The organism is Nitrospira sp. BLG_1, from assembly GCF_047338595.1.
Lineage (GTDB): Bacteria > Nitrospirota > Nitrospiria > Nitrospirales > Nitrospiraceae > Nitrospira_D.
This window is the reverse complement of the sequence record NZ_JBLFBO010000042.1, coordinates 1-22,122: the sequence shown is the minus strand read 5'-3', so window position 1 is coordinate 22,122 and position 22,122 is coordinate 1. Positions and strand designations below refer to the sequence as shown.

The following is a 22,122-nucleotide window of genomic DNA, read 5'->3' as shown; positions in this document are numbered from 1 at the left end:
GGTCGAGTGAAAGAGGATGGTGTGCAAGCCCAGCTTTGACTGGGAAGCCTAAAGTCCTCCCAAGATCTCCGCCGTACCTGATCGTCCTCGGTTAGGTGCGTGCTCCTCCCACCCTACGCGTTCTGCTGAGCTCTCCTCTTTACCAAACCATTGGTTGCTTGATCGGCCTCCATCCAGTTACGCGAAGTTACGTGCACAACTGGAAGCAGCTGCTATACTTTGTTCCATTGATGCACGAGGTGGGTTATGCGGTCCTCTCCCATCACGAACACGCTTATCCTGAGCACAGTGGCCGGGCTGATTTTCTCTCCGATCATCTGCAGCGCAGAGCTCTATAAATGGACCGATGAACAGGGGCATCTCCATATTACCGATGCACCGCCTGCCGGTACGCACAAGAAATCCGATCTGACGGCTGTGCCGGCTCCGCAATCTGCATTGTCGAAGAAGGCGAGTGTTCGTCCAGTCACACCCGATCCGCCTCGTGCGGAGGCTCGCCCGCTTTCAGCTCCAAGCGTGACGTCTCCGGCCAATGAAGAACCCCCTATGTCGTCGACCATCGAAGGGTTGAACCCCTTTCAAGCCATGTTGACCAGTCCGTGGCAAGTCATCGACCTCGGTGAGAAAGATACCAGGGCTCCGGCTCAATCGTGGAAAGACAAACATGGGCTTGAACATGTCGTCGACGTGTTGCCTGTCGCCAAGGGAGGTGCAGAGGCGGGGACTAAGATTGAAAACCCTTCCATCTCAGGTCATGTCCGCAAGGGGAAAGAGCGAGCTGCGGGAGTCTCACGTTCGCGTCATCATGCAGCAGAATGAAGCCATGATAATGGATGGGTGGACAGGACAGAAGATCGTGAAGGTTGCACTCGTGGCATTTTTGTTCCTCATTGCGTTGTCCCGGCAGGATGCGGTGGGGGCTGTCTCAAAAACCTCTGCGGTTTTCTCTGATGACGGTCGGCTTCTCCTAGTCCAGATGGAGGAGTTAGCGGTGTGGGATCTGGAGACCAAGACACTTCTGGCAAAGATCCCGGACCTTCCCTGTCGGCAGATCGCCTTGATGAAGCAAGACGGGTGGGTACTATGCGTGGGACACAGCGTCACCATCTATGATTGGAGGAATCGTGCCGCCCTGGCTACGATCCCCTCAGAATCGCGCGAACCCTATCAGTTGCTTGCCTACTCGAGTGAGACCGACCAGTTGATTCTCCGTCATGGGAACGAGGCGGTCTCTGTCTGGCAGCTGGGCAAGAAGCTCGTACCGCTGAAGCATATCGCGCTGGATCAGAAGAAAGACGTGTCATCCGTCGCGGCCTCTCCCGATGCCAAGCAATTAGCGATTGCGCAAGGCCATACAATCCATCTGTACGATCTGCGAGGGGGGACCATCCGAGATGTGGCCGTGGAGGGCATTGTGCGAGAGCTTCTCTTCGCCCCGGACAACGTCACTCTTGCGGTGAACGTGAGTCGTGCCGTGCTCCTCATCGAGACGGGTGGAGCGACGGTTGCGGCTCGTGCCGCATTGCCGAGTGCAGAGGAAACGGGGGCACCGGCGACACTCCAACTCTTCTCGCGTGACAGCCAGCGGCTGGTCGCCGCGAGTGGTGAATCGAGTTATGTCTTGGTCGATGTCAGCACAGGCAAGCTGGTCGCCTTGACGGAGTTTCTCTATGAGGATCATGAGAGGGGAGTGCGGGTACCGAGCCATCTGCATACGGTCGATATTTCGGCCGATGGGGATTATTTAGTCGGACAGTCCGATCATCTCTCCACACTCCAGATCTGGGACTTGCCGACGGGAACGATGTTGCCTGATTTGTGTGGACATGATTGCCGTCAAATGGGCACCCGCGTGACATTGGTGAAATGGTCGCCGACCGCAGCCAAGGTGCTTGTGGTGTTGCAGGGAGGCCTGAATCCAGAAGTGGATGGGAAGGCCTCCATTTGGGACGTCTCGTCACATTCTCCGGAGCTGGTACTGGATCCAGGCCAGCCACAGGCCAAGGTTTTAGCAAAACGACCGGCACCACAAGACCTGGTGCCGGTGGCGTCTCCTACGCCGACTGCTGCGCCGGCGTTTGTTCATGGAATGGCGGTACGTGCAGTGGCAACCTCCCCTAGTGCAAACCAGCTTGTGACGACTAGTGATGACGGGTTTCTGAAAATCTGGGATCCGGGACAGGGTATGCTGTTGCGTCAGCTGAAGCTGCTTGTACCAGCTAGCGCCCTCGCGTTTAGTTCCGATGGCGCCATCCTGGCGGTGGGAACCACCCAAGGAGAGATTCGTTTGTGGGAAACTCATAGTTGGCGAGAGTTTCCCCCTTATACAAGCGGACAAAGACAGATTAATGCGTTGCAATTTCTTCCGGGCAACCGTGTTCTGGTCATCGCAGGGGAACTGCCACATGTGTTAGTCGTGGATCTCGTTACCCGAACAGTTGTGAAAGAGCTGACCCATATTAGCCGATCACCGGCTTGTGTTGGAAAGATCTGTGCAAAGAAGGGAGCCGTGCAGGGGGAGATCGTCGAAGGATTGAATTTCTTGGACGGCAAGGCGTGGCTCACGACGATCTCGCGAGCTGGTCGAGTTGTGTGGGACAGTGCGACCTGGCGCGAGGTGGAGAAGCCGGCCAGCTTACCGGAAACCTGGTCCAGTCTGGGATGGAACCAACCCTTTATCTGGACGACCACGCGCACTCATGACCAACAATCCATGACGCTTGCGATTTGGGATCCCAAACACAACAAGCTGCGGGCAGACCTGGATACCTTTACCAATCGAGATACGGAGGTTGACCACGGACCGCCCGTAGGGTTGGGGACAGCCATGGCCGTCGATCCACAACAGCGATGGGCGGCGACTCGCGTGGGAGAATATATCTCCGTCTGGGACCTGTCCACCAAAGCCAAACGAAAGACTTTTCATGTCAGAACACCGTCTCATCTGCATTGGACGAGTGATGGGAAGCACTTGATCGTGTCGACTCTCAACCGAAAAATTCTGGTCTGGTCTCTTGAGACAATGGCTCCTGCACATTATCTGCGCGACCCTTCCATTGCCCGATAGGGTAATTCGTTTCTTGCACAGGTCTATTTCTGTTTCGGTCGTTCACCATCTGGTCCCATTGTTTCCGAATAGGTTTTGTGGTACCACACAATCAACGCTTGTCTTCAAAAGAGGGTGAATGGCCACTAAGAAAGCATCCGCATCAGAGACTGAATTGATATCGTCCGCTTCTCGATCCACTCCCGAACCAGTCGCAACCAAGAAACCTGCAGCCAAACCCGCGGAACGGGTCACTGCAGTGGAGATGGGCGCGCGTCAGCGGGAAATTTCGGTTTCGGAGTTTTTCACGAAGAATCGGCACCTGCTCGGCTTTGACAACCCGCGCAAGGCGTTGCTGACCTGTGTGAAAGAAGCGGTCGATAACGCACTCGATGCCTGTGAGGAAGCCGGGATCCTTCCTGATGTGACGGTCCGACTTGAGGTCGTATCGAACGGGCAACCGGTCGCAGCAAGCCAAGCGAACCGGTTCCGTGTCACGGTCACCGACAACGGACCGGGCATCGTTCGCCAACAGATTCCTCGGATCTTCGCGAAGCTGTTGTACGGATCCAAATTCCATCGCTTGCGGATGAGCCGTGGACAACAAGGCATCGGTATCTCGGCTGCCGGAATGTATGGACAGCTTACCACCGGCAAACCGGTCAAGATTATTTCTCGCATCGGGCCGAAGGCCGCCGCGCATTTCTTCGAAGTCCAGATCGATACGAAAAAGAATGAGCCATTGGTTCACGAAAATAAACAGATTGATTGGGAGCAGCCGCGCGGTACGCAAGTCACACTGGAAGTGGAAGGCAAGTATCAGAAGGGCCGCGCCTCGGTCGATGAATGGCTGGAGCAGACTTCGATTGCCAATCCCCACGTCAAGTTGATCTACCACACGCCTGAAGGCGAGACGAAAGAATACGCACGCACCTATCATGAGCTGCCGCCGCAGCCGCGTGAGATCAAGCCGCATCCTTACGGGATTGAGTTCGGCATGTTGCTCAAGATGTTGCAGGATACGAAGAGCCATACGGTTGCCGGCTTTCTCGAGAGTGATTTTTGTCGGGTGTCTGCTCAAATTGCCGAAGACATCTGCAAGGCGGCGAAGGTGTCGCCTGATGCCAAGCCTCGTGAACTGAAGGGGCCTGTGGCGGAAACGCTCTACAAGACCTTGCAAGAGACGAAGCTCATGGCGCCGCCGACCAACTGCATTTCACCGATCGGCGAGAAGGCCATTCTTTCCGGACTCTATAAGCAAATTAAGGGTGAGTTTTATACGGCGGTCAGCCGGCCTCCGGCCGTGTATCGTGGCAACCCCTTCATCATCGAGGCGGGGCTGGCTTATGGCAACAGGCCGCAAGATCAGAACAAGCCGCAGCAGCCGACCATGCCAAAAGCCGAGGGTGAAGGCGAGGAGGAAGATTCAGAGCTTGCTCGCGTCATTCGTTACGCGAATCGCGTACCACTGTTGTATCAGCAGTCGGCCTGTTCCACCTTCAAGGCCGTACTGAGCACCACGTGGAAGAACTATGGGCTGACGCAGTCGCGTGGAGCGTTGCCAGGTGGACCAATGGTGATCTTCGTCCATATGGCCTCGGTCTGGGTACCGTTCACGAGTGAATCGAAGGAAGCGATCGCTGATTACGATGAGATCCAAAAAGAAATCACGTTGGCGCTTCGTGAATGTGGCAGGAGGCTCGGCCTCTTCGTGCGTCGTCGCGAACGGGCGGCGAGCGAGTTCCGCCGGCGCAATATCTTTGAGCTGTATATCGAAGAAGTGGTTGAGGCCTGCAATCGGCTCAAGGGAGGCAAATTACCAAAAGAAAAATTGAAAGCACAGCTGCAGAAGATCGCCTCCGCCCGTACCGGCGGCCAGAAAACCGACCATGCCTTGGGTAAGACCGGAGCCGGGCCTGAAGGGCTGCCGCACTCCATCATCGTGACAGCAGAAGGCATCGAAGGTGAGACGGCGGTGGCCAGTCAAGTCGAGGCTGATCAGGCAGGAACGGCACCGAGGGCCACGTCCGACGCACCGGGAGAGACAACGCCTCTCGAGAAGCCGGCTTCAAAGGCACCGGTGGTCAAAGCGAGACATCCTGAAAAATCGCCAAGGAAAGCAGCTGCGAAGTCTGAGCAGACGATGCTCTTTGGGGGGAAGTCTGGTTCGAAAATGAAGACTACCAAGCCGGGTAAGTCCACCGCTCCTCGCAAACAGAAATAGGACATCATGGCGACCAAGACTAAAAATCCCACAGTGGTGGAGAAGAAGCTGATCGGTCTGGCGGATATCGTCATCCAAGCGGCCGAGCGGTCGAAAGATCCAACGCTTCAGATTCCGATTCGTGCTCTCTCGAATGTGTCCTTCAACGAAAAGAAGGGCCTTATTGAGATGGGAAGCAAAAAGCAGGAGCGGTCGTTCTTCAACGTCGGCATGGCAAAACGATTCATGCAGACGGTACTGGTCGCCGATGCGCTCTCCGAGTTGCAGCGCGCCGACCTCACGACGTCGCTTCGAGAAATTTACTACCGCACGAAACACACGATCAAGGATTCTCATGAGAATACCTTTGATGCGCAGGACGAGTCCGATCCGGTCATTGAAGATCTCGAAGTGTCGCTCGCGGCGCTTCGAGAAGAGCTCCATGTCAGTGCCGAAAATCGAGGCAGCATCGTGGGGCCGGTGGTCTTCGGTGATGACGGCGATCGTGTCGATTGTTCGAAGCTCGGCAAGGGTGGCTACTCCGTCCCCTCGATCGTCGAGCCGGAGTATCTGGAGATCCGGCGCTGTACGGCGGACTTTGTGCTGCTTGTCGAGAAAGGCACGCAGTGGAACAGGCTTTCGGAGGACAAGTTCTGGCGTCGCTATAACTGTATTCTTCTGACTGGAAACGGCCAACCTCCTCGGGGTGTCCGGCGATTGGCCTGCCGGCTGCACGAGGAACATCGGTTGCCGGTCTATGTGCTGGTCGATAACGACCCCTGGGGGTACTACATCTATTCCGTGGTCAAACAGGGCTCGATCAATCTGGCCTTCGAGAGCGAACGGATGGCGATTCCAAAAGCCAAGTTCGTGGGGCTGTCGAGCGCCGATCCGGAGAATTACGAGCTGCCGCGCAATGTCGGCATCAAGCTCAACGACAAGGATATTGCCCGTGCGAAGGAACTATTGAACTACCAGTGGTTCAAGAAGCCGGCCTGGCAGGCAGAGATTAAGCGCATGCTGGCCAGCGGATTGAAATACGAACTCGATGCGTTGGCCAACAAAGATTTTCAATACCTGACCAAGAAATACCTGCCGAAGAAGCTTCAGGAACGCGATTGGTTGGACTAGTCTCGCTTCTTTGAACCGGCCACGATGCATCGGCCATGAAGCCATTACCCGCCTGGACTGCGCCCCTTCGTGACTGGCAGCAACGAGCGTTGTCGGCTGTCTGTGGCAATCAGTCGAAAGATTTTCTGGCGATGGCCACGCCTGCGGCCGGGAAAACTCGTTTTGCGTTGCGTGTTGCGCATGAGTTCATGACGAAGCAGGCGGCGGTCCGGGTGCTGGTTGTCTGCCCGACCAATCACCTCCGCACGCAATGGTCCGAGGCTGCGGGAAAAATCGGGCTGCAGCTCGACCCGACATTGACGAACGATCAGCCGGCTGAGGCCTCCGACTATCACGGTGCCGTGGTCACCTACCAGCAAGTTTGCCTGGCTCCAGAGATCTTTCAGCGCGTCTGCAAGAGCAAGAAGACGTTGCTCATTTTTGATGAGTTGCACCACGCAGGCGATGGGAAGAACTGGGGGAAAGCGCTTCGCTCCGCCTTCGATCCGGCGGTGTTTCGGCTGATCTTGTCCGGTACGCCGTTCAGGTCGGACAACAATCCGATTCCGTTTATCCGGTATGAGCATGACGAAAGCCGGGCTGATTTTGCCTATGGGTATACCGAAGCGATCCGTGACAACGTCTGTCGGCCGATCGTCTTCCCAAGCTATGAAGGTGAGCTGAGTTGGCTGTCAGACGGTCGCGAGCATCAGGCGACATTTCAGGATGGGTTGACGTTCAATCGGCAACGTGAACGGTTGAAAACGGCCCTGCTGCAAGACACTTGGCTCGGCCCAGTCATCACCGATGCCCATGCGCAGCTGACACGGCTTCGGAAGGAAGAGCAGCCGGATGCCGGTGGATTGATCGTCTGTATGGATCAGGACCATGCCCGCTGGGTGGCTGAGCTCGTAGCCCGCGTCACCGGGACTAAAGCGGAGGTTGCGGTATCTGACGATCCGGATGCTTCGCGCACGATCGAAGAATTTGGTGCCCATAAGAAACAACAGTGGCTGGTGGCCGTCAACATGGTCAGCGAAGGAGTGGACATTCCTCGGCTTCGTGTCGGCGTCTATGGCACGAATGTCATCACGGAAATGTACTTTCGGCAGGTCGTGGGCCGATTCGTACGGATGCAGGATGGGCTTCCGAGGCCGCAACGGGCGTGGCTCTATCTGCCGAAAGATCCGGTGTTGGTGCACTATGCCAAACAGATCAAGGCGGAGCGCGATCATGTGTTGGAAGAGATCATGCCGGCTGGGCAGCGAGATCTCTTCGGGCGGGTGACGGTTTCGACGAACGAATATGTTCCCTTGATGGCTGTCGCGAGGATGGATAGCTTGATCGGTGAAGAGGAGACGCGCAGTGAGGGGGGTGCGGCTGCAGTTCAGGAGTCGGCGGTCTCACTCTATGAACAGAAACAAGACTTGCGGGATCTTCATCGCTTGCTGGTCAGCGCCGTTTCGAGGACCAGCGGCATTGATCATCGACGCCTGAATGCCGAACTCATTGCCCGCACGGGAAGCCGGGTCGACCAAGCCACGGTCGAGCAACTCAAGAAGCGTATCCAATTGCTTGAGAAGTGGAAAGAGCGGGGCTATGACGGAAAACGGTGACATATGTGCTAGCCTTCGTCATATATTTCAGCAACGAATTGCCTGCAACTATTCCCCGTATCGCCTAGCCTGATCCATAGTTGATTCGATCAGTTTTTGATCTCCAGTCATGTTTGCTAACTCGGTAGCTGCTAAAACAGCGAAGAGACCTGCATGCCTTAGAATGGAAATTACTTCATTCTCACTGTAATTGATTGGACCGGTATGGGTCATAGTGACTCGGCGGACGAGAGCCTGGTAGCCCGTGTGCGTAAAACTATTGAATATGTCCCATTGTTTGTTCTTAATCAGAGATAGGATGCTTGTAGAAATATCAAGCTGCTCTTCAATGAGTTTTAGCATAGCGCCAAAACCAATCTTCAAGTCTTCATTCTCGTATTTGGCGATGTTTTCAGTTGAAGCCACATGATGCAGCCATATCCCCCTTGCAAGGGCCTCGAATTCGACCCGCAATAAAGCGTACATGGAACCATACAGTCTTGACTCTCCAAGTAAGTAAATTCCTGCATGGTGCTCTACGGCTAGATCAAAACACGGAAGAGCCAACTGTTGATTTCGAGAGGACAGTTTGTAAGGGCAAGATAAGGTCTTGTTAATCCACTTAACCAGCTCTACCTGTCTTTTTAGCTCGGCAGGAATGCTCATCAGCTGGTGACGGTTCAGTTCGTAACGACTTCTTTCTCGCGAAGGCGCTCATCGAAGATAAATGGTCCAAACGGGAGAAGAGAAGCCAGAAAGGCATAAAAGGAAAACTTGTCGTCCCATTGATGTGTAGTCCGTAACTTGGCCAACTGGGCGACATAGAGTAGAAACAAGATTCCGTGAATAGCTCCCACGACGGTCACCACTCGCGGCATCCCCATCAAGTATTTCATCGGCATCGCGATACATAGCAACACGAGAAATGAACTACCTTCGGCCAAGGCGGTCAGCCTAAATCTTCGGATCGGACTCACCTGAATTGATCTTCCTTTTCATCGCTAGGAACAGTTAGCAGGTGGGTATTGTCGGGGACTTCCTATCACGTGTCAATGAGGTCCCATCTTGCTTGCCCCGTCTTTCTATCGAGTGCTTGCGTTGGGTAGTCGGCTGATTCGTGGACGGTCGAGAGGGAGGAACTCAATCTCGGCTATTACACCGCGGTGGTCGGACGGCCAGATGGCATCACCGTTCGGCAGGCGGCCGGGTTGGTCAAAGGCCAGCGTACTTGAGTGCACAACGGGACTGTTTCCAGTGCCTTCGTCCAGTACGAAAATAAAATCCACGCGGCGATCGGTGGTGGGCCAATCGACGTAGATATTTTGCCAGACGGTTCCGCCAGAGATACCTGGATTTGTGGCCCGGAAGACGTCGATGAGGCCTGGGTCCTTTTGCCAACCAAGAAGGACCGGGGATTGTTCCCCCGTATTCAAATCGCCCATGAGGATGGCGCGCCCCGTTCCTTGATGTTCACGGAACAACTCGCCGACTCGTTGAAGCTGGCAGTCATCTCCCTTTGCGGTATGGGCGGAAAAGATCTGTACTGGTCCATCCGGTGCGGTGATCTCAGCTCGCAAGAGGATGCGGGGATCCAGTCGACGTTGGCAGCGGGGCAGGTCGTAGACCTCCGAGGCGGCGATCGGATATCGACTCAAAATAGCCGATCCTTCCTTGAAGCCGATGGTGGCGGTGATGAGCTTGTCGACGAGGCTGAGTCCGAAGATCCGTTCTGTGGCGGGCGCAAACACCATCTGATATCCCAGAGCCTCGGCGATCCGTTGCGGCACATTGCCATGCTTTCGGCTCTCTGAGGCTTCTTGAAGTGCGATGATGTCTGGCTGCAACCGCCGTAATTCCTGGATTGTCATCTCCAACCGCTCTTCGAGATGCGTGCCGCTCTCGAAGAATCCCGACCATCCTCCATCGTGCAGCAGATTGTATGTGAGTACGCGCAGCCGAGGCGATGCATCTTTGCCTGGTTCAGCCGTTGCCGGCGAAATGAAGGGTCCAAGTATGACAGTAAGACCGAGGAGGATATGGAAGAGGTGTCGAAACATGTCTCGATACCATACGCCGATTTCATTAGGCTTTCCAGCGGTCAGAATCGGTTGCGACTATCTGAAAGGGAATCCCACGCCTCAAGCGGGTGCTTCAGGTAGCTTGTTGTGAATCAATTGGAATGGCCCACCACGAGCGCATTTCCAGAAGGCGATATTGGACCGTCCTTGCACAGACTTTTGAGCGGGTGCTAAGATCCGAGTATCAGAATAGATTAACGCCGGTCCGGAAAGATCATGCCAAACATTACATTACTTGTGTCGCCTAGCTGTGGGGCCTGCCCATCAGCGAAGAGCCTGTGGAAGCAATTGAAGGTAAAGTACAGTTTTTCCTACCGGGAAGTGGATATCACCACGAAAGACGGGCAGGAGTTGGCTGATCGTCATTCCGTCCGTGCGGTGCCTGCGACCATTATTGATGGGCGGCTGACATTCGTTGGTGTGCCGAGCCGGGAGAGTGCGGAGAAGGCCATTCAGTTAAAAATCAAACAACGGGAAGAAGGGTAAAGGGACCATGGAAGAAGAGGATTTTGAGCTGCCGGATCTTCCCAGGATTGATAAAGGACCTCCTCCCGACTGTCCAATTTGCGGCGACCCCATGTCGTTCATAGACGGTGATTGGGCTTGCGTCGACTGCAACGGAGAGCTCTTGGGGCCAGAGACCGGCTAGTTGAGTCGTTCGCTACTCGCCGTTCGTGAAGCGCAAGCCAGAGAGATGAAAGACTGTATTGGTGTCCACACGCTTCACGCTTCACGAGATACGCCGTAGATGCTCCGCGTTGTCACCGGTCGGTTCCATCCTTCTCTCGAATCTGCTCTCGTCGATCAACTCCATCTCGCACAGGCTGAGGATCCATTCGCTCCGGTTGCGATTCTTGTCCCGTCAAGCACGTTGCTCGATCGTATCAAGCGGCTCCTTAGTGCTGAGCGGAACTGCGCGCTGCTCAATGTCCATCTTTTTACCTTTCATCAGCTCGCCCTTCGCCTGGCAGATGAGATTCGCGGTCAGGATCGATCGCCGAGCATTCGTGTTGTCGACGATCTGTTCTTCGAGCAGCTTGTCCGCTATCTCACAAGGAATCGTCTCTCTGGGTTAGCGCCACTTCAACGGATCGGACACGCCTCAGGGACCTGGGCCGCTCTCTGGTCGAGCATTCGGGACTTGAAGGACGCCGGGGTTGACCCCGCTGCCGCAATCCAAGGTGTCACAGAAGGGTATTTCGGCCAAGATGAACGCGATCAGCTCCAAGCCCTCTTCTCCTTGTATGCGGCTGTGGAAGAGGTGGGCACGACATTTGGGGTGGGGACAGATGATGACTTTGCTGAGTCCTTGATTCCGTTCGTTCCATCGTCTCCCTTCCTGGCGTCACTCAGGCATCTGTTCTATTACGGATTTTATGATCTCACGCAGGTACAACTCTCGCTGCTTGAAGCCGTGCGTGCAACGGTGCAGACCACACTCTTCTTCCCGCTAGAGCAAGACACCTCCTACACGTTTGCGCAACGCTTCCTCGATCGGCATATCAACCCTCTCGGCGCAGGTCCGAACGCCTGTGTGACATTGCCGAGACCAGATGTGGCTGTTGGTGGCACCCCTGTGACGTTGTCGATCTCCAGCGTCATCGGGGCGGAAGAAGAATTGAGTTCCACCTGTCGTCAGATTCTCGATCTCGTCGAAACGAACGGGTATCGATTTGATGAGATCGGCGTTGTGGCCAGGACCTTGGACCCCTACAGCGTGTTGTTGCGAAGCGTATTCGATCGGCATTGTATTCCGTTCGTGACGAATGGAGGCACTCCGCTGATCCAGGAGCCGCTCTGCAAGCTTCTCTTACAGCTGGCTTCCCTGCCCATCAATGATTTCTATGGCACGACGGTTCTCGACCTCATTGCTTCGCCGCTCTATCGATCATTCAAACCATTAGACGGGAGTCCCCACTATCGGCCTGAACAATGGAAGGCCATGGTCTCTGCGCTCCGTATCACCCATGGCCGTGATGAATGGGAGCGGGTGAAACGGGCAAGTCAGTCTGTGCTGACGCTGCAAGATGAAAGAGATGAAGAGGCCCAGGGAGGATCACTGGCGGTGGTCCCGGAAGTGGCGGCGCTGTGCTGGCAGGTCGTAGAAGACTTGTTCCGATCCTGTGAAACGGTGCTTGTGCAGGCGACGATCCGAGAACACGTGGATGTGCTTGAGCAGCTGGCTTCACGCCATCTGTTTCATCAGGAGGCTGAGGGTTCAGAAACGGACTGTTTTGATGATACGCGATCGTATTCGATTTGGCAGGCGATCCAACAGACCTGGGACGGATTACGGTCGCTCGATATTCTTGGAGAAGAACTGTCTTGGGCGGAATTTGTTGAGCTGCTGCAGCATGCATTGGAGCGTGCTTCTGTACCGGTGAGTTCCGTCTCCAATCAAGGTGTCACCATACTCGATGCGATGGCTGCCCGCGGAACTCCCTTCAAAGCACTGTTTGTCATCGGGCTGAATGAAAAGCACTTTCCCCGGTATATTCGCGAGGATCCCTTTCTACGCGATCGTCATCGGGTGGTGCTCGATTCCACGCTGGGGTTTAAGATCGATGAAAAGTTAGCCGGCTATGACGAGGAGACATTGCTGTTCACTCTGCTCTGTCAGGCTGCAACCCGACGGCTGTTTCTGTCGTATCAGCGGGCCGACGAAAATGGGCGTGTGTCCGTTGTCTCGCCCTACATCGAGCAGGGTGCTCGTCAGCTGGGTCAGCTTGAGTGTCCGGTGGAGACGGTTCCTCGCCGCCTGACAGATCGAGTGGCCCACCGGCCTGCGATATGTCAATATCTTCCTCCCAGGGAATTCTCGAGATGGATGGTATTGCAAGGGCATGATCCTGCTTCGTTCTTGCAGGCAATGGGACACGATACTGAGTTGTTCCGTCATGCGGTGACGGCAGTGACGATGATCGAACAGGATGTGCCGGCGCTCACACCGTTTGATGGGCAGACGGGGCCGCTTCCATCCCACTGGTCACGGGTGATGCGGCGAGGGGTGGCTCCGACCCCGCTTGAACGGTATGCCCGCTGTCCGTTCCAGTATTTTGGGGCGGATGTGCTACGGCTGGAGCCGGTTCGTTTGACGATGGGGAAAGAACCGGATGCCCTGGTGATCGGTATTCTCCTCCACTCGGGACTGCGCCACGCGTATGCATCGCTTGTTGGAAAGGGATGGCCTGCCACCTCACTGCCGGGCGACACCGTCCGTCGAGTGGCTGAGGAGGCCGTAGTCAAGGCGGCTGTGGAGTGCGAAAGAGAACATCCACCCGGACATTTTCTCCTATGGGAATTGGCGAAGGAACAGGGCGTCGCCTTGGTGCTTGCAGCGATTGCTTCGGATCAAGCGGCCTATGCTGAGTTGCCCTATCAGCCGGTCGCTTTTGAACTGGAAGCGAGCGGCACCCTGTTGCTTGTGGTTGAGGAGGAATCAGTTGAGTTGAAGATTCAAGGCCGTTTGGACCGGCTCGACCGACATCGAGACAGTGGCGTTCTGCGAATCATCGACTACAAATATAAGACCGGTGGCACCATGAAGCCGGAGGACCGGAATCTTCGCCAGTCGGCGGTTCGAGGTGCTCGGCTGCAACCGCCGTTCTATGCTCGTCTCGACCTTGCCGAGTTGGGAACGACCGAGGAAGTCCAATTGCTTTTTGTGGCTCCCAATTGGCCGAAGCGAATCAATCGCTCGATGTTTGCCAAACGGGATCAGTCTGGAAACGTTGGCGCGTTGATTCAAGGCACGATCGAGAGGCTGGTGACCGGCCTCAAGGCTGGTCAGTTCTTTATCCTGCCCGGCACCTACTGTGAGACGTGTGAGTACCGGGTGGCTTGTCGGCGTGAACATCAGTTGACCTGGTGGCGGTCGTATCGTGCACCGGAGTCCAAAGATCTTCGATCCTTGCGGGCGATCAAGGTGCAGGATGAGTAACCACCACGAGATTTCTGATCGTGCCGCCCGCGAAGCCGCCGAAACCACATTTGATCGGAATGTCGTTGTGATTGCCGGGGCGGGAACCGGCAAGACGACGCTCTTGGTCAATCGCCTTGTGCATCTGGTGATGAAAGAGCCACGCCCAGTGCCTATCACGCAGGTTGTCGCACTGACGTTTACAAACAAAGCGGCGATGGAAATGAAGGTGCGCTTGCGTGAGCGGTTGACGTGGCTGGCCGATCCCAGAACCGATGGGGCACGGCTACCAGATGGCGGAGCCGTCTCGGCTCAGGATCTGCAAGAACGCTATGGGATTACCAGGGATGAGATTGCGGTTCGAGCTCATGCTGCGCTGGTCGATATCGAGAAATCACAAATTGGAACGTTGCATAGTTTTGCCGCACACCTGCTGCGACTGCATCCCCTGGAGAGTGGTGTCGATCCGGATTTTCAAGAAGACGACGGTTTGCAATTCGAAGAGTATTTCACGCAGGCGTGGGATGTGTGGATCGATCAGGAGTTGAGTCGACAAGGGAGGAATCATGAGCCGTGGCGCCGCCTGTTGGGTGTGACGACTCTTGAAGAGATCCGAGCCCTTGCGTATGCACTCTGTAGCGAGCTTGTCGATCTTGAGGCGATACAGTCACAGTTGGCACAGGACTCAGTGAATCCGAGTGTCAGTCGGTGGGTTGGTGAACGCGCAGACAAGGCTCACACGTTGCTGAAGTCCTACGATCGTCCCAAACGGCGAAAGATTGAGGAGATGCTTGGGGCGTGTCTGTCGTTGCTGACTCAAGTGGCGAACGAAGGCCCTTGCGTTCTCCAACGGTTGGATGTCTCGACTCGCGGCTGGCTCAGCAAGGACATCGGGAGTAAGGTCAAGGATTGGGATGAAGCGGAGTTTCAAGAGGCCAAACGACTCATTGAAACCAGCCAGGCTCTCTTGGATGTCGATCATAGTTTGTTTGGTGATCTGCTGAAGCTCCTCGGTCCACTGGTTGAGTCGATCCGCGCATCGTTCGTGGACAAAGGGTGGTTGTCGTTTGACGGTCTGCTGGCGAGGGCAAGAGGTCTCCTCCATGCGCATCCCAGAGTCAGGGAAGGAATCAAGCGAGAGTATCGGGCGGTGCTGGTCGATGAGTTTCAGGATACCGATCCGATTCAGTACGAAATCATTCTTGCGGTGTCGGAGGAGCTCGGCCGGCATGAGACCGCATGGCAGGCTATGAGGCTGGATCCGGGGAAGCTCTTTATTGTCGGCGACCCCAAACAATCGATCTACGCGTTTCGTCGAGCAGACATTGAGGCCTTCGATCGGGTGGTGGACAAGATCACCCAAGGCGGTGGGGTCATCCAAACGTTAACGACCAATTTTCGCAGCGCCGCAGCCGTGCTCAGCCCAATCAACGACATCTTTGATCGACTCTTTGTCCACCACCCCCTCGTGCAGCCGGCCAATATCCGGCTTGAGGTACGCCCACAACGTCGCCCTTCAACCATGGAGGCAGGAGTCCAGCTCTTAGTGACGACTCCAGCTGACGAGAGTGAACCGTTTGATGCGGATCTCGCCGTGCGAGCTGAAGGGGAAGTGTTGGCACGATGGTTGAGAGATGAGATTCTCTCACGCCCTCATACTGCGGCAGGCCAGGTCGCATTGCTTTTTCGAAAGCTCACTCAGGCCGATGCCTACCTCGACGCCTTGCGCCGGCACAACATTCCCTATGTCATTGAAGGGGAGAAGCATTTTTACCGTCGCCAGGAAGTGATCGACCTGGTGAATGTGCTTCGAGTGCTAGACCATCCGCACGATCGCATTGCTCTGACGGGACTGCTGCGTTCTCCGCTGGGCGGGTTGACGGATCGAGAAGTGTTTGAATTCCATGAAGCCTCCCAATTGGAGTATAGGCTCTGGACAAGTCTCGACTCATTCGACCACCCGAGGGCTGCGGCGATTCGCCGTCTCTATGAACAATTGACCTGGCTCCATCGGGCTGTGCCTTCAGTCCCACTGGCTGACGCGATCCAATTGATCTTCGATCGGCTCCCACTCTTGGAGGCTGCCGCTGCCTCCCTGCATGGTGAACAAGCCGTCGCCAATTTGTTGAAAGTGAAACAAACAGCCGCCTCACTGTCCGAACGGGCCACGATGACGTTGAGTGCGTTCATTGAGTTAATGGTGATGCGATTGGACGAACAACCGGAAGAGGCAGAAAGTCCGTTGGCTGAAGCATCTTCCGATGCCGTGCAAATCCTGACGATCCACAAGGCCAAGGGATTGGAGTTTCCGATCGTGGTCTTGCCGGGAATGCATCAAGGAACAGGCCGGGACCGCACGGTGCCCCATGTGGCGCACGATTGGTCGAGCGGTATCTATGGATTATCTCTCGGGTCAAAACGCACGATCGGAGCGGTACTGGCTCAGGCAAAGTTTGCCGTACGAGAAGAGGCCGAACGACGGCGAGTGTTCTACGTCGGGATGACGAGGGCCAAGGAGCTGTTGGTGTTGTCCGGAGGGAAGGTGGCCCGATCGGCCGGAGAAACCACTTTCCAATGGCTGCAACAAATTGGCGAAGGGCAGGTTGGCGAGATGGCCACGCAGCAACTCTCGATCGGAGCGAGTAGCCTTCCCCATCGCGTCGTACATGCGCCGGAGCGAACCTGGCAGCGCCGGGTACATGCACCAGAGAATCCGGCTATCTCAATCGATGTGCCGTCAATTGCCAGACTGTGGGAGCAGCGAAAACAACGGTGGAGTGCTGTCGCGAAGACCGAATGGCATGTGACACCAACCGCATTGATTCGACAAGAAGTGCCACGCAAGTCTCTTCCCGCTCAAAATGGTCAATCCCGTGACGTGGGACGACTGACAGGGATTGCCGCGCATCGGGTTTTGGAGCGATGGAATTTTTCGTCACCGCCGAGTGGATTGATTGAGCAGATCGGTCCAATCCTCCGGACGGTGCTCCAACCTGAGGAACAGTCCTTGCTGCCGGCCGTGACAGACTCGCTTCATGGACTGTTCATGGCATTTGGCGGATCGCCTCTCTATGACAGGCTTCGGTCATCCCAAATTGTAGGCCGTGAGGTGCCGTTCACTATGCCCTGGGGTGAAGGGCAGGTCATGGAAGGGGTCATGGATCTGCTCTATCGGTTCGACGGAGAACTCTGGATCGCGGACTATAAGACGGATGTCGTGTCATCCGATCAGGCAGTCGTTCGAGCTGAGCAGTACCGAACCCAGGGAGCAGTCTACAAGGCGGCGGTGCGACAACGTTTGAAACTGGAGCCACGCTTTCATTGCTTGTTCCTGCGCTGTGCGACCGCTGTCGAGTTGTAAGTCGTCGATTGTGAGATTGTGAATATGGCCAGGCATGACCATATTTCTTCTGAAGCCTTTGCCGAGCTGGTTCAACAGGCCATTGCTGACCTGCCGCTTCCCTATGCGAGGTTGATGGAATCGATCACGGTCGTGGTCGAGGAGGAGCCATCGAAGGAAGTCCTCGAAGATCTGGAGCTCGAGAGCGAGGATGATTTGCTTGGCCTCTATCAAGGCCAGTCACTGGCGGCTGATTCATTTTTTAGGCCGGGAGGGGAGTCGCCACCTCAGATTTCTATCTACCGCGGGCCGATTCTCAGGCTCTGTGAGAGCCCAGAGGAAGTGGTACAGGAAGTATACGACACTGTTGTCCATGAACTCGGCCACCATGTGGGACTGGATGACGACGAGATGCCATACTAATCAGTGCTGAGGATCGAGGGATGAGTGCTGAGTGGAATATGAAGAGCCTTCTCACTCAGACCTCAGTACTCATTACTCAGAACTCTTAGGAGTATGCAGGTTTCTGTCTGGCCCGCTGGTAGCCTAAGATCAGCATGAGGACTCCGACCAGCACCATCGGTATCGAGAGGATCTGGCCCATGGTAATCGGACCAAAAATAAAGCCCAAGTGCTGATCCGGTTCACGGAACAATTCGACGATGAGCCTGCTGATACCGTATCCAGTGATGAAGGTCCAGAAGATCGTCCCAGGCGGGGTCGGTCGCCGATCAATCAACCACAAGACCGTGAACAACGTCAGCCCTTCCAGCGTCGCCTCATACAATTGGGAGGGATGGCGGCAGGCGGGCCCTCCTCCGGGAAAGACCATACACCAGTCGACATCGGTCGCCCGACCGAAAAGCTCACCATTGATGAAATTCCCGATTCGTCCGCACCCCAAACCGATCGGTGTGACCGAGGCCGCGAGGTCTGCGACGGTGTAGACGGGAATCCCCTGCTTTCGACTGAACCAGATCAGGGCGAGGATCGTCCCCAGGAGCCCGCCGTGGAAGGACATCCCTCCCTCCCACACTGCGAGAAGTTTCAGGGGGTTTTGGCTGTAGTACGAAAAATTATAGAAGAGCGTGTAGCCGATCCGTCCTCCAAGAAACACGCCGAAGGCGGCATAGACAACCATGTCGTAGATCTGGTCCTGCCGGATCGCCAACTCCTTCCTCGTCACCTTCCGCCGAATGAGAAAATACGCGGCGGTGAGTCCGATCAGGTACATCAGCCCATACCAGCGAAGCTGAATGGGACCGAGAGCGACAATAACCGGATCTAGATTGGGGTAAGGGAGCGCGGCTGGGGGGGCCATCAAGCTTTTTCCAAGACCGTGCGGTGCAAGAGCATACCGTTCTCTATAAAGGAAGACGGACCGGAAGTCACGCGCCCGACTCTGAGGGAGCTAGGCAAGACTTGCCCGTGGATAATACGGAGGCTCACGTATCAATGCAAGTGCATCGGCGATGAGAAATCATTAACGTTTCATGGCCTGCAAATCGGCCTCCCTGGCTGATAGACAAGGATCGGCAGGAGACAGCTGTTGGATTTCTGAGACGGCTGTACCCAGATTTGTTGAGAAAAGGAGACCAAAAATTAGTCATTCCTCATTGACAAAAAACGCCCTCCGCGATTTTTCACGGGAATCGGCTTCTCAACGTCGCATTGGACCTTGGCACGGAGCATGCTGATAGTTCTTCCAAGAGAACGGGGTGCGTAGCGATCTTCCGGCTTATTCACCATTATGAGGAGGTTCACCATGTCGGAGCAGCAGAAGCAAGTCGCCAAGGTAGCTGCATTCATCGCTGGTGGGGCAGTCATTGGGGCAGGGCTCGGGCTCCTCTTTGCTCCACAGACCGGAGTCGAGACCCGTCGAACGATCAGCCGCTATGCGAAAAAGGCGCAAGCCCAGACCAATCGATGGGGAAGGGCCGTCAAGTCAGGGGTGGAAGAAGTGTTGAACCGTAAGCCTGGAAACGCGAAAAGTTGTGAAGAAGAGCGGCCCCAACTCGTGGCGATGATGAACTGATTGCCCCGACGATCGTCGGTAGCAGCTCGGCCTGGCGCCTTCCTCCGTCGGCGCCGGCTGCCTGCTACCGATGGTCCACGGGAATCTGAATGCTGATTGCTCCCGCCAGGTCTCCTGCCTGAGCCCCTTCCCTTGGATAGCCGGAAATGTCCAAGATTCCCTTGGGATTTCCATGGCAAGCCAGACAGTCTTCTGAATAGTAGATCGGCAGCATGGTTCGCAGTATCCGCCCTCCGTCGACCCACTCGACGATGGACGAGGTCAAAGTGGGTTGGCTGGCTACGCGTTTGAGTACGGCTTCCTCGTAAGGATCCGGCATGTTCCGTAGGCCTCTTGCGTTGAGCGCGGTTTGTTTGATGGTCACCTTGGAACGTTTGGAAAACTTCCGTGCGGCCTGACTACCAAAGGTTGCCGGGATGAAATTCTTGTAGCCGATTCCTCGCTGATTGATCACGAATTGGGCATCCGCTACCACTTCCTTGCTGGCCGTGAGAAGCAGGGACAAGAGATCTTTTGTCTGTGAGGGCAAGGAAACGGGCGGAGCTTTCAGGTCAATATGGGTCTGATGTGCGAACTCAGTGAGGACCGACTGTTCGAAGACATTCGGCGTGAACCCCTTGTCGCCTCTGCCTGGATCGTTGATCACCAATTGGTTCTGTTCCACAACGACACGCCCCGCGTTGAGCAGGGTGCCTAAGAGTTCCGCGGTCTGTTCGACCTCCTGCTGAGAGGTTTGTGCCAGACCCGCTCGGGGGCTGGAGAGGAGCAAGGCCAGCCCGAATGAGAGCATGATCGAAATAGAAGGAGTCTTCATTGTGTCCATTCTCTTATTTCCGCCTCGCCTCCTCGGCGAAGCGGCACTGGCCCTGGTCATAGTGGTCGGGGACTTGGGTCACTTCAAGGGGTAACCCTTCTGTCGTTGCGCGTCGGGTAGGCGCATATTCTTCATCAATCCAACGATGCCGCATCTGGGCTAATCGTCCGGACTCCTCCAGGCGAAAGAGCAGGTTATTTAAGAGCCACTGTAAGCGTCGATGCGCATCGTTCGTCACGATGGAGAGATCATCCCGCGTGAGGAAAAGAGGTGCACCGTCCGGTCGCGTCAAGGGCTGCCACTCGTGCCAGACCCGCTTTGTCACGTACTCAGCAATCAGGTGTTTGGAGAAAATAATGTCGATGTTCTGGTCTTTCGCTTCAATGGCAGCAGGGAGCGAGTCGCAGACGACTAAGCGAATTTGTTTGAGATTGGCTTGGCTGTACAAGTGGGCGGATCGCCCTTTCTGAACCGCCACGGTCAACCCGGCAAAGGCTTCTTGGACGGCTGCGAGCGTGTCCCATTTCCCGGCGTATTTCTGAAATGTTGCCCGTACGCGCTCCGCGATCTCCGGATTTTTGACGATGGCGGCAAGCCCGTCGTCGCGCAGATATGGGGCTGAAAACCAGAGGCCTGCTGGCCTTGTGCCGGGAACGGTGCCGCTGATGGACGAGACGAACAGATCGAGCTGCCCTTCGGCCATCTTTAAGAACAAGTCCGGAAAGCGGGTGACATGGAGTGTTGGCACGATGGGGGTGGAACTACCGCAATGAGCCGTGAGCGCATTGGCTACTTCTTGGATCAGTTCGATATCCAGGCCCGTGACTCTGATACCTTCATCAGTGTACATGGCAGGAAAGATAAACGGACGAAACGGTTCAACTGAAATGCCGACCCGCACTCGTCCTCGTGTGCAGATGGTAGCCAGTTCATCGCTCGTCAACGGGTGTATGAGCTCAACGGCATCAAAGACAAGACCGCATCCTTGCAGAAAAATGCAGAGCCCTGTCACGACAAGAACGCCGACGAATCTCTTAATTGCGCAAACGCGCACGATCCATATCTCCCATGTCTCGATCGCTCGCTAGCCATCAGCCTAAAACCGAAGGCCGATGGTGAAGAGCCATTGTTTCGCTAAGTCGGTCTTGCTCTGAGCATCGATTTCGAATCGCATATACTGAAGCCCCATATCGACAGAAAACCCCTGAGCAACAGGAAATCGTACCCCGATTTGTCCTCCATACAGGTAGCCCGGTGAAAGGTCCCCTCGCCCCGGCAAGGTACCTCCTAGCATTGCGCCGACATAGGGTACTGCTCGGTGCTCCAGCGGACCGAAGAGCACATGGCGCAGGATGCGACTGATGGGTTTACTGCTGGGAAAATCCAATATGTCGATGAAGTTATTCCAACGTGGGTTCGCATACAGGAGATGTTGGTCAGTAGTGATAATAGGATTATGAAGACTGAAATACTGGTAGATCCCTCTCACTTCCAGCGGGCCATAGCGAAGCGCGGTGAAGCCGCCTTGCACGGAGATAAGTTTCCGTTTGGGCCCAAAGTTTTGTTGGTTGAAGGACACGTCAAAATTGAACGGGCGGAGCGGGAGGATATCGAGAACTGCTTCTTGGCTCAAGGCTTCACCTGGCATCGCTGTTATGAGGAGGAAGGCAGCGAGTAGAAATTGTGAAAGCTTGGTTCGCAGAGTACCACCCCTCAACCTTAACAGGATTGATTTCTTATCACTATATCGTACGGTCAGGACGGATTTCATGACGTTTTTCTGGAGGCTTGTCGATGCAATCGCCGGTATTCGATTCTGTGGCAGATTCAACTTCTCGCACCCAGTGTCTGTGTGTCCTAAATGGGTAGAGACGGGAGCTGTGAGAATAGTGGCAGAGGGCCAGGGTCGCTATGCTACAATCCGCCGTTCGCCGGAGTGGCGGAATAGGCAGACGCAAGGGACTTAAAATCCCTCGGGCTCA

General features: G+C 55.5%; 17 protein-coding genes. 10 read left to right on the top strand and 7 right to left on the bottom strand.

From position 1 onward, the window contains the following. The first annotated feature begins 246 nt into the window (after positions 1 to 246). The 5 genes from ACMTNU_RS17515 (at position 247) to ACMTNU_RS17495 (ending at position 7,975) form a co-directional block, all read left to right on the top strand. Positions 247 to 819, top strand: a complete 573-nt coding sequence (locus tag ACMTNU_RS17515) for a DUF4124 domain-containing protein (RefSeq protein WP_413936587.1) — start codon at positions 247 to 249, stop codon at positions 817 to 819. 10 nt (positions 820 to 829) lie between these two features. Further along, positions 830 to 3,067: a WD40 repeat domain-containing protein gene (locus tag ACMTNU_RS17510; RefSeq protein ID WP_413936586.1), complete on the top strand. Its 2,238-nt coding sequence runs from the start codon at positions 830 to 832 to the stop codon at positions 3,065 to 3,067. A 118-nt stretch (positions 3,068 to 3,185) separates the two neighbouring features. Further along, complete coding sequence (locus ACMTNU_RS17505; protein ID WP_413936585.1) at positions 3,186 to 5,270, top strand: DNA topoisomerase VI subunit B; 2,085 nt, start codon at positions 3,186 to 3,188, stop codon at positions 5,268 to 5,270. Positions 5,271 to 5,276: 6 nt separating this feature from the next. Beyond that, positions 5,277 to 6,380, top strand: a complete 1,104-nt coding sequence (locus ACMTNU_RS17500; protein ID WP_413936584.1) for a DNA topoisomerase IV subunit A — start codon at positions 5,277 to 5,279, stop codon at positions 6,378 to 6,380. A gap of 35 nt (positions 6,381 to 6,415) precedes the next feature. Next, positions 6,416 to 7,975 (top strand): DEAD/DEAH box helicase, encoded by a 1,560-nt coding sequence (locus tag ACMTNU_RS17495; protein WP_413936583.1) that lies wholly within the window; start codon positions 6,416 to 6,418, stop codon positions 7,973 to 7,975. A gap of 48 nt (positions 7,976 to 8,023) precedes the next feature. Here ACMTNU_RS17495 and ACMTNU_RS17490 read toward each other — a convergent pair whose 3' ends face one another. The 3 genes from ACMTNU_RS17490 to ACMTNU_RS17480 all read right to left on the bottom strand — a co-directional run bounded on the left by ACMTNU_RS17490 (position 8,024) and on the right by ACMTNU_RS17480 (position 10,011). Beyond that, complete coding sequence (locus ACMTNU_RS17490) at positions 8,024 to 8,620, bottom strand: DUF6988 family protein (protein ID WP_413936582.1); 597 nt, start codon at positions 8,618 to 8,620, stop codon at positions 8,024 to 8,026. Between the two features lie 14 nt (positions 8,621 to 8,634). Next, positions 8,635 to 8,931, bottom strand: coding sequence for a DUF3817 domain-containing protein (locus ACMTNU_RS17485; protein WP_413936581.1), 297 nt, complete (start codon positions 8,929 to 8,931; stop codon positions 8,635 to 8,637). A gap of 105 nt (positions 8,932 to 9,036) precedes the next feature. Further along, a complete protein-coding gene (locus ACMTNU_RS17480; protein WP_413936580.1) occupies positions 9,037 to 10,011 on the bottom strand; it encodes an endonuclease/exonuclease/phosphatase family protein in 975 nt (324 codons plus the stop codon). Between the two features lie 237 nt (positions 10,012 to 10,248). On the opposite strand from ACMTNU_RS17480, the gene ACMTNU_RS17475 reads away from it, so the two are divergent. The 4 genes from ACMTNU_RS17475 to ACMTNU_RS17460 all read left to right on the top strand — a co-directional run bounded on the left by ACMTNU_RS17475 (position 10,249) and on the right by ACMTNU_RS17460 (position 17,714). Then, complete coding sequence (locus tag ACMTNU_RS17475) at positions 10,249 to 10,518, top strand: glutaredoxin family protein (RefSeq protein WP_086426146.1); 270 nt, start codon at positions 10,249 to 10,251, stop codon at positions 10,516 to 10,518. Between the two features lie 262 nt (positions 10,519 to 10,780). Next, positions 10,781 to 13,972, top strand: a complete 3,192-nt coding sequence (locus ACMTNU_RS17470; protein ID WP_413936579.1) for a PD-(D/E)XK nuclease family protein — start codon at positions 10,781 to 10,783, stop codon at positions 13,970 to 13,972. Beyond that, positions 13,965 to 17,312 carry a UvrD-helicase domain-containing protein gene (locus ACMTNU_RS17465; protein WP_413936578.1) on the top strand — a complete coding sequence of 1,116 codons (3,348 nt, stop codon included), beginning with the start codon at positions 13,965 to 13,967 and terminating at the stop codon, positions 17,310 to 17,312. Before ACMTNU_RS17470 ends, ACMTNU_RS17465 begins: the two co-directional genes overlap by 8 nt. Before the next feature lie 24 nt (positions 17,313 to 17,336). Further along, a complete protein-coding gene (locus ACMTNU_RS17460) occupies positions 17,337 to 17,714 on the top strand; it encodes a metallopeptidase family protein (protein WP_413936577.1) in 378 nt (125 codons plus the stop codon). Between the two features lie 85 nt (positions 17,715 to 17,799). Here ACMTNU_RS17460 and lgt read toward each other — a convergent pair whose 3' ends face one another. Then, a complete protein-coding gene (gene lgt / locus ACMTNU_RS17455; protein ID WP_413936576.1) occupies positions 17,800 to 18,612 on the bottom strand; it encodes a prolipoprotein diacylglyceryl transferase in 813 nt (270 codons plus the stop codon). 444 nt (positions 18,613 to 19,056) lie between these two features. On the opposite strand from lgt, the gene ACMTNU_RS17450 reads away from it, so the two are divergent. Next, entirely contained in the window at positions 19,057 to 19,326 is a 270-nt protein-coding gene (locus ACMTNU_RS17450; RefSeq protein WP_413936575.1) for a YtxH domain-containing protein, read from the top strand. A 64-nt stretch (positions 19,327 to 19,390) separates the two neighbouring features. On the opposite strand, the gene ACMTNU_RS17445 is transcribed toward ACMTNU_RS17450, so the two are convergent. Genes ACMTNU_RS17445 through ACMTNU_RS17435 form a run of 3 tightly spaced genes read right to left on the bottom strand, consistent with a single transcriptional unit; the run spans position 19,391 to position 21,773 of the window. Further along, positions 19,391 to 20,140, bottom strand: coding sequence for a DUF3365 domain-containing protein (locus ACMTNU_RS17445; protein ID WP_413936574.1), 750 nt, complete (start codon positions 20,138 to 20,140; stop codon positions 19,391 to 19,393). A gap of 13 nt (positions 20,141 to 20,153) precedes the next feature. Continuing rightward, complete coding sequence (locus ACMTNU_RS17440) at positions 20,154 to 21,194, bottom strand: substrate-binding periplasmic protein (RefSeq protein ID WP_413936573.1); 1,041 nt, start codon at positions 21,192 to 21,194, stop codon at positions 20,154 to 20,156. Positions 21,195 to 21,236: 42 nt separating this feature from the next. Continuing rightward, entirely contained in the window at positions 21,237 to 21,773 is a 537-nt protein-coding gene (locus ACMTNU_RS17435; protein ID WP_413936572.1) for a hypothetical protein, read from the bottom strand. Positions 21,774 to 22,122: the final 349 nt, after the last annotated feature.

Coding starts and splice junctions, on each gene's coding strand:
- ACMTNU_RS17515 (WP_413936587.1), top strand. CDS start 247: ATGCGGTCCTCTCCCATCACGAACACGCTTATCCTGAGCACAGTGGCC.
- ACMTNU_RS17510 (WP_413936586.1), top strand. CDS start 830: ATGGATGGGTGGACAGGACAGAAGATCGTGAAGGTTGCACTCGTGGCA.
- ACMTNU_RS17505 (WP_413936585.1), top strand. CDS start 3,186: ATGGCCACTAAGAAAGCATCCGCATCAGAGACTGAATTGATATCGTCC.
- ACMTNU_RS17500 (WP_413936584.1), top strand. CDS start 5,277: ATGGCGACCAAGACTAAAAATCCCACAGTGGTGGAGAAGAAGCTGATC.
- ACMTNU_RS17495 (WP_413936583.1), top strand. CDS start 6,416: ATGAAGCCATTACCCGCCTGGACTGCGCCCCTTCGTGACTGGCAGCAA.
- ACMTNU_RS17490 (WP_413936582.1), bottom strand. CDS start 8,620: ATGAGCATTCCTGCCGAGCTAAAAAGACAGGTAGAGCTGGTTAAGTGG.
- ACMTNU_RS17480 (WP_413936580.1), bottom strand. CDS start 10,011: ATGTTTCGACACCTCTTCCATATCCTCCTCGGTCTTACTGTCATACTT.
- ACMTNU_RS17475 (WP_086426146.1), top strand. CDS start 10,249: ATGCCAAACATTACATTACTTGTGTCGCCTAGCTGTGGGGCCTGCCCA.
- ACMTNU_RS17470 (WP_413936579.1), top strand. CDS start 10,781: ATGCTCCGCGTTGTCACCGGTCGGTTCCATCCTTCTCTCGAATCTGCT.
- ACMTNU_RS17465 (WP_413936578.1), top strand. CDS start 13,965: ATGAGTAACCACCACGAGATTTCTGATCGTGCCGCCCGCGAAGCCGCC.
- ACMTNU_RS17460 (WP_413936577.1), top strand. CDS start 17,337: ATGGCCAGGCATGACCATATTTCTTCTGAAGCCTTTGCCGAGCTGGTT.
- lgt (WP_413936576.1), bottom strand. CDS start 18,612: ATGGCCCCCCCAGCCGCGCTCCCTTACCCCAATCTAGATCCGGTTATT.
- ACMTNU_RS17450 (WP_413936575.1), top strand. CDS start 19,057: ATGTCGGAGCAGCAGAAGCAAGTCGCCAAGGTAGCTGCATTCATCGCT.
- ACMTNU_RS17445 (WP_413936574.1), bottom strand. CDS start 20,140: ATGAAGACTCCTTCTATTTCGATCATGCTCTCATTCGGGCTGGCCTTG.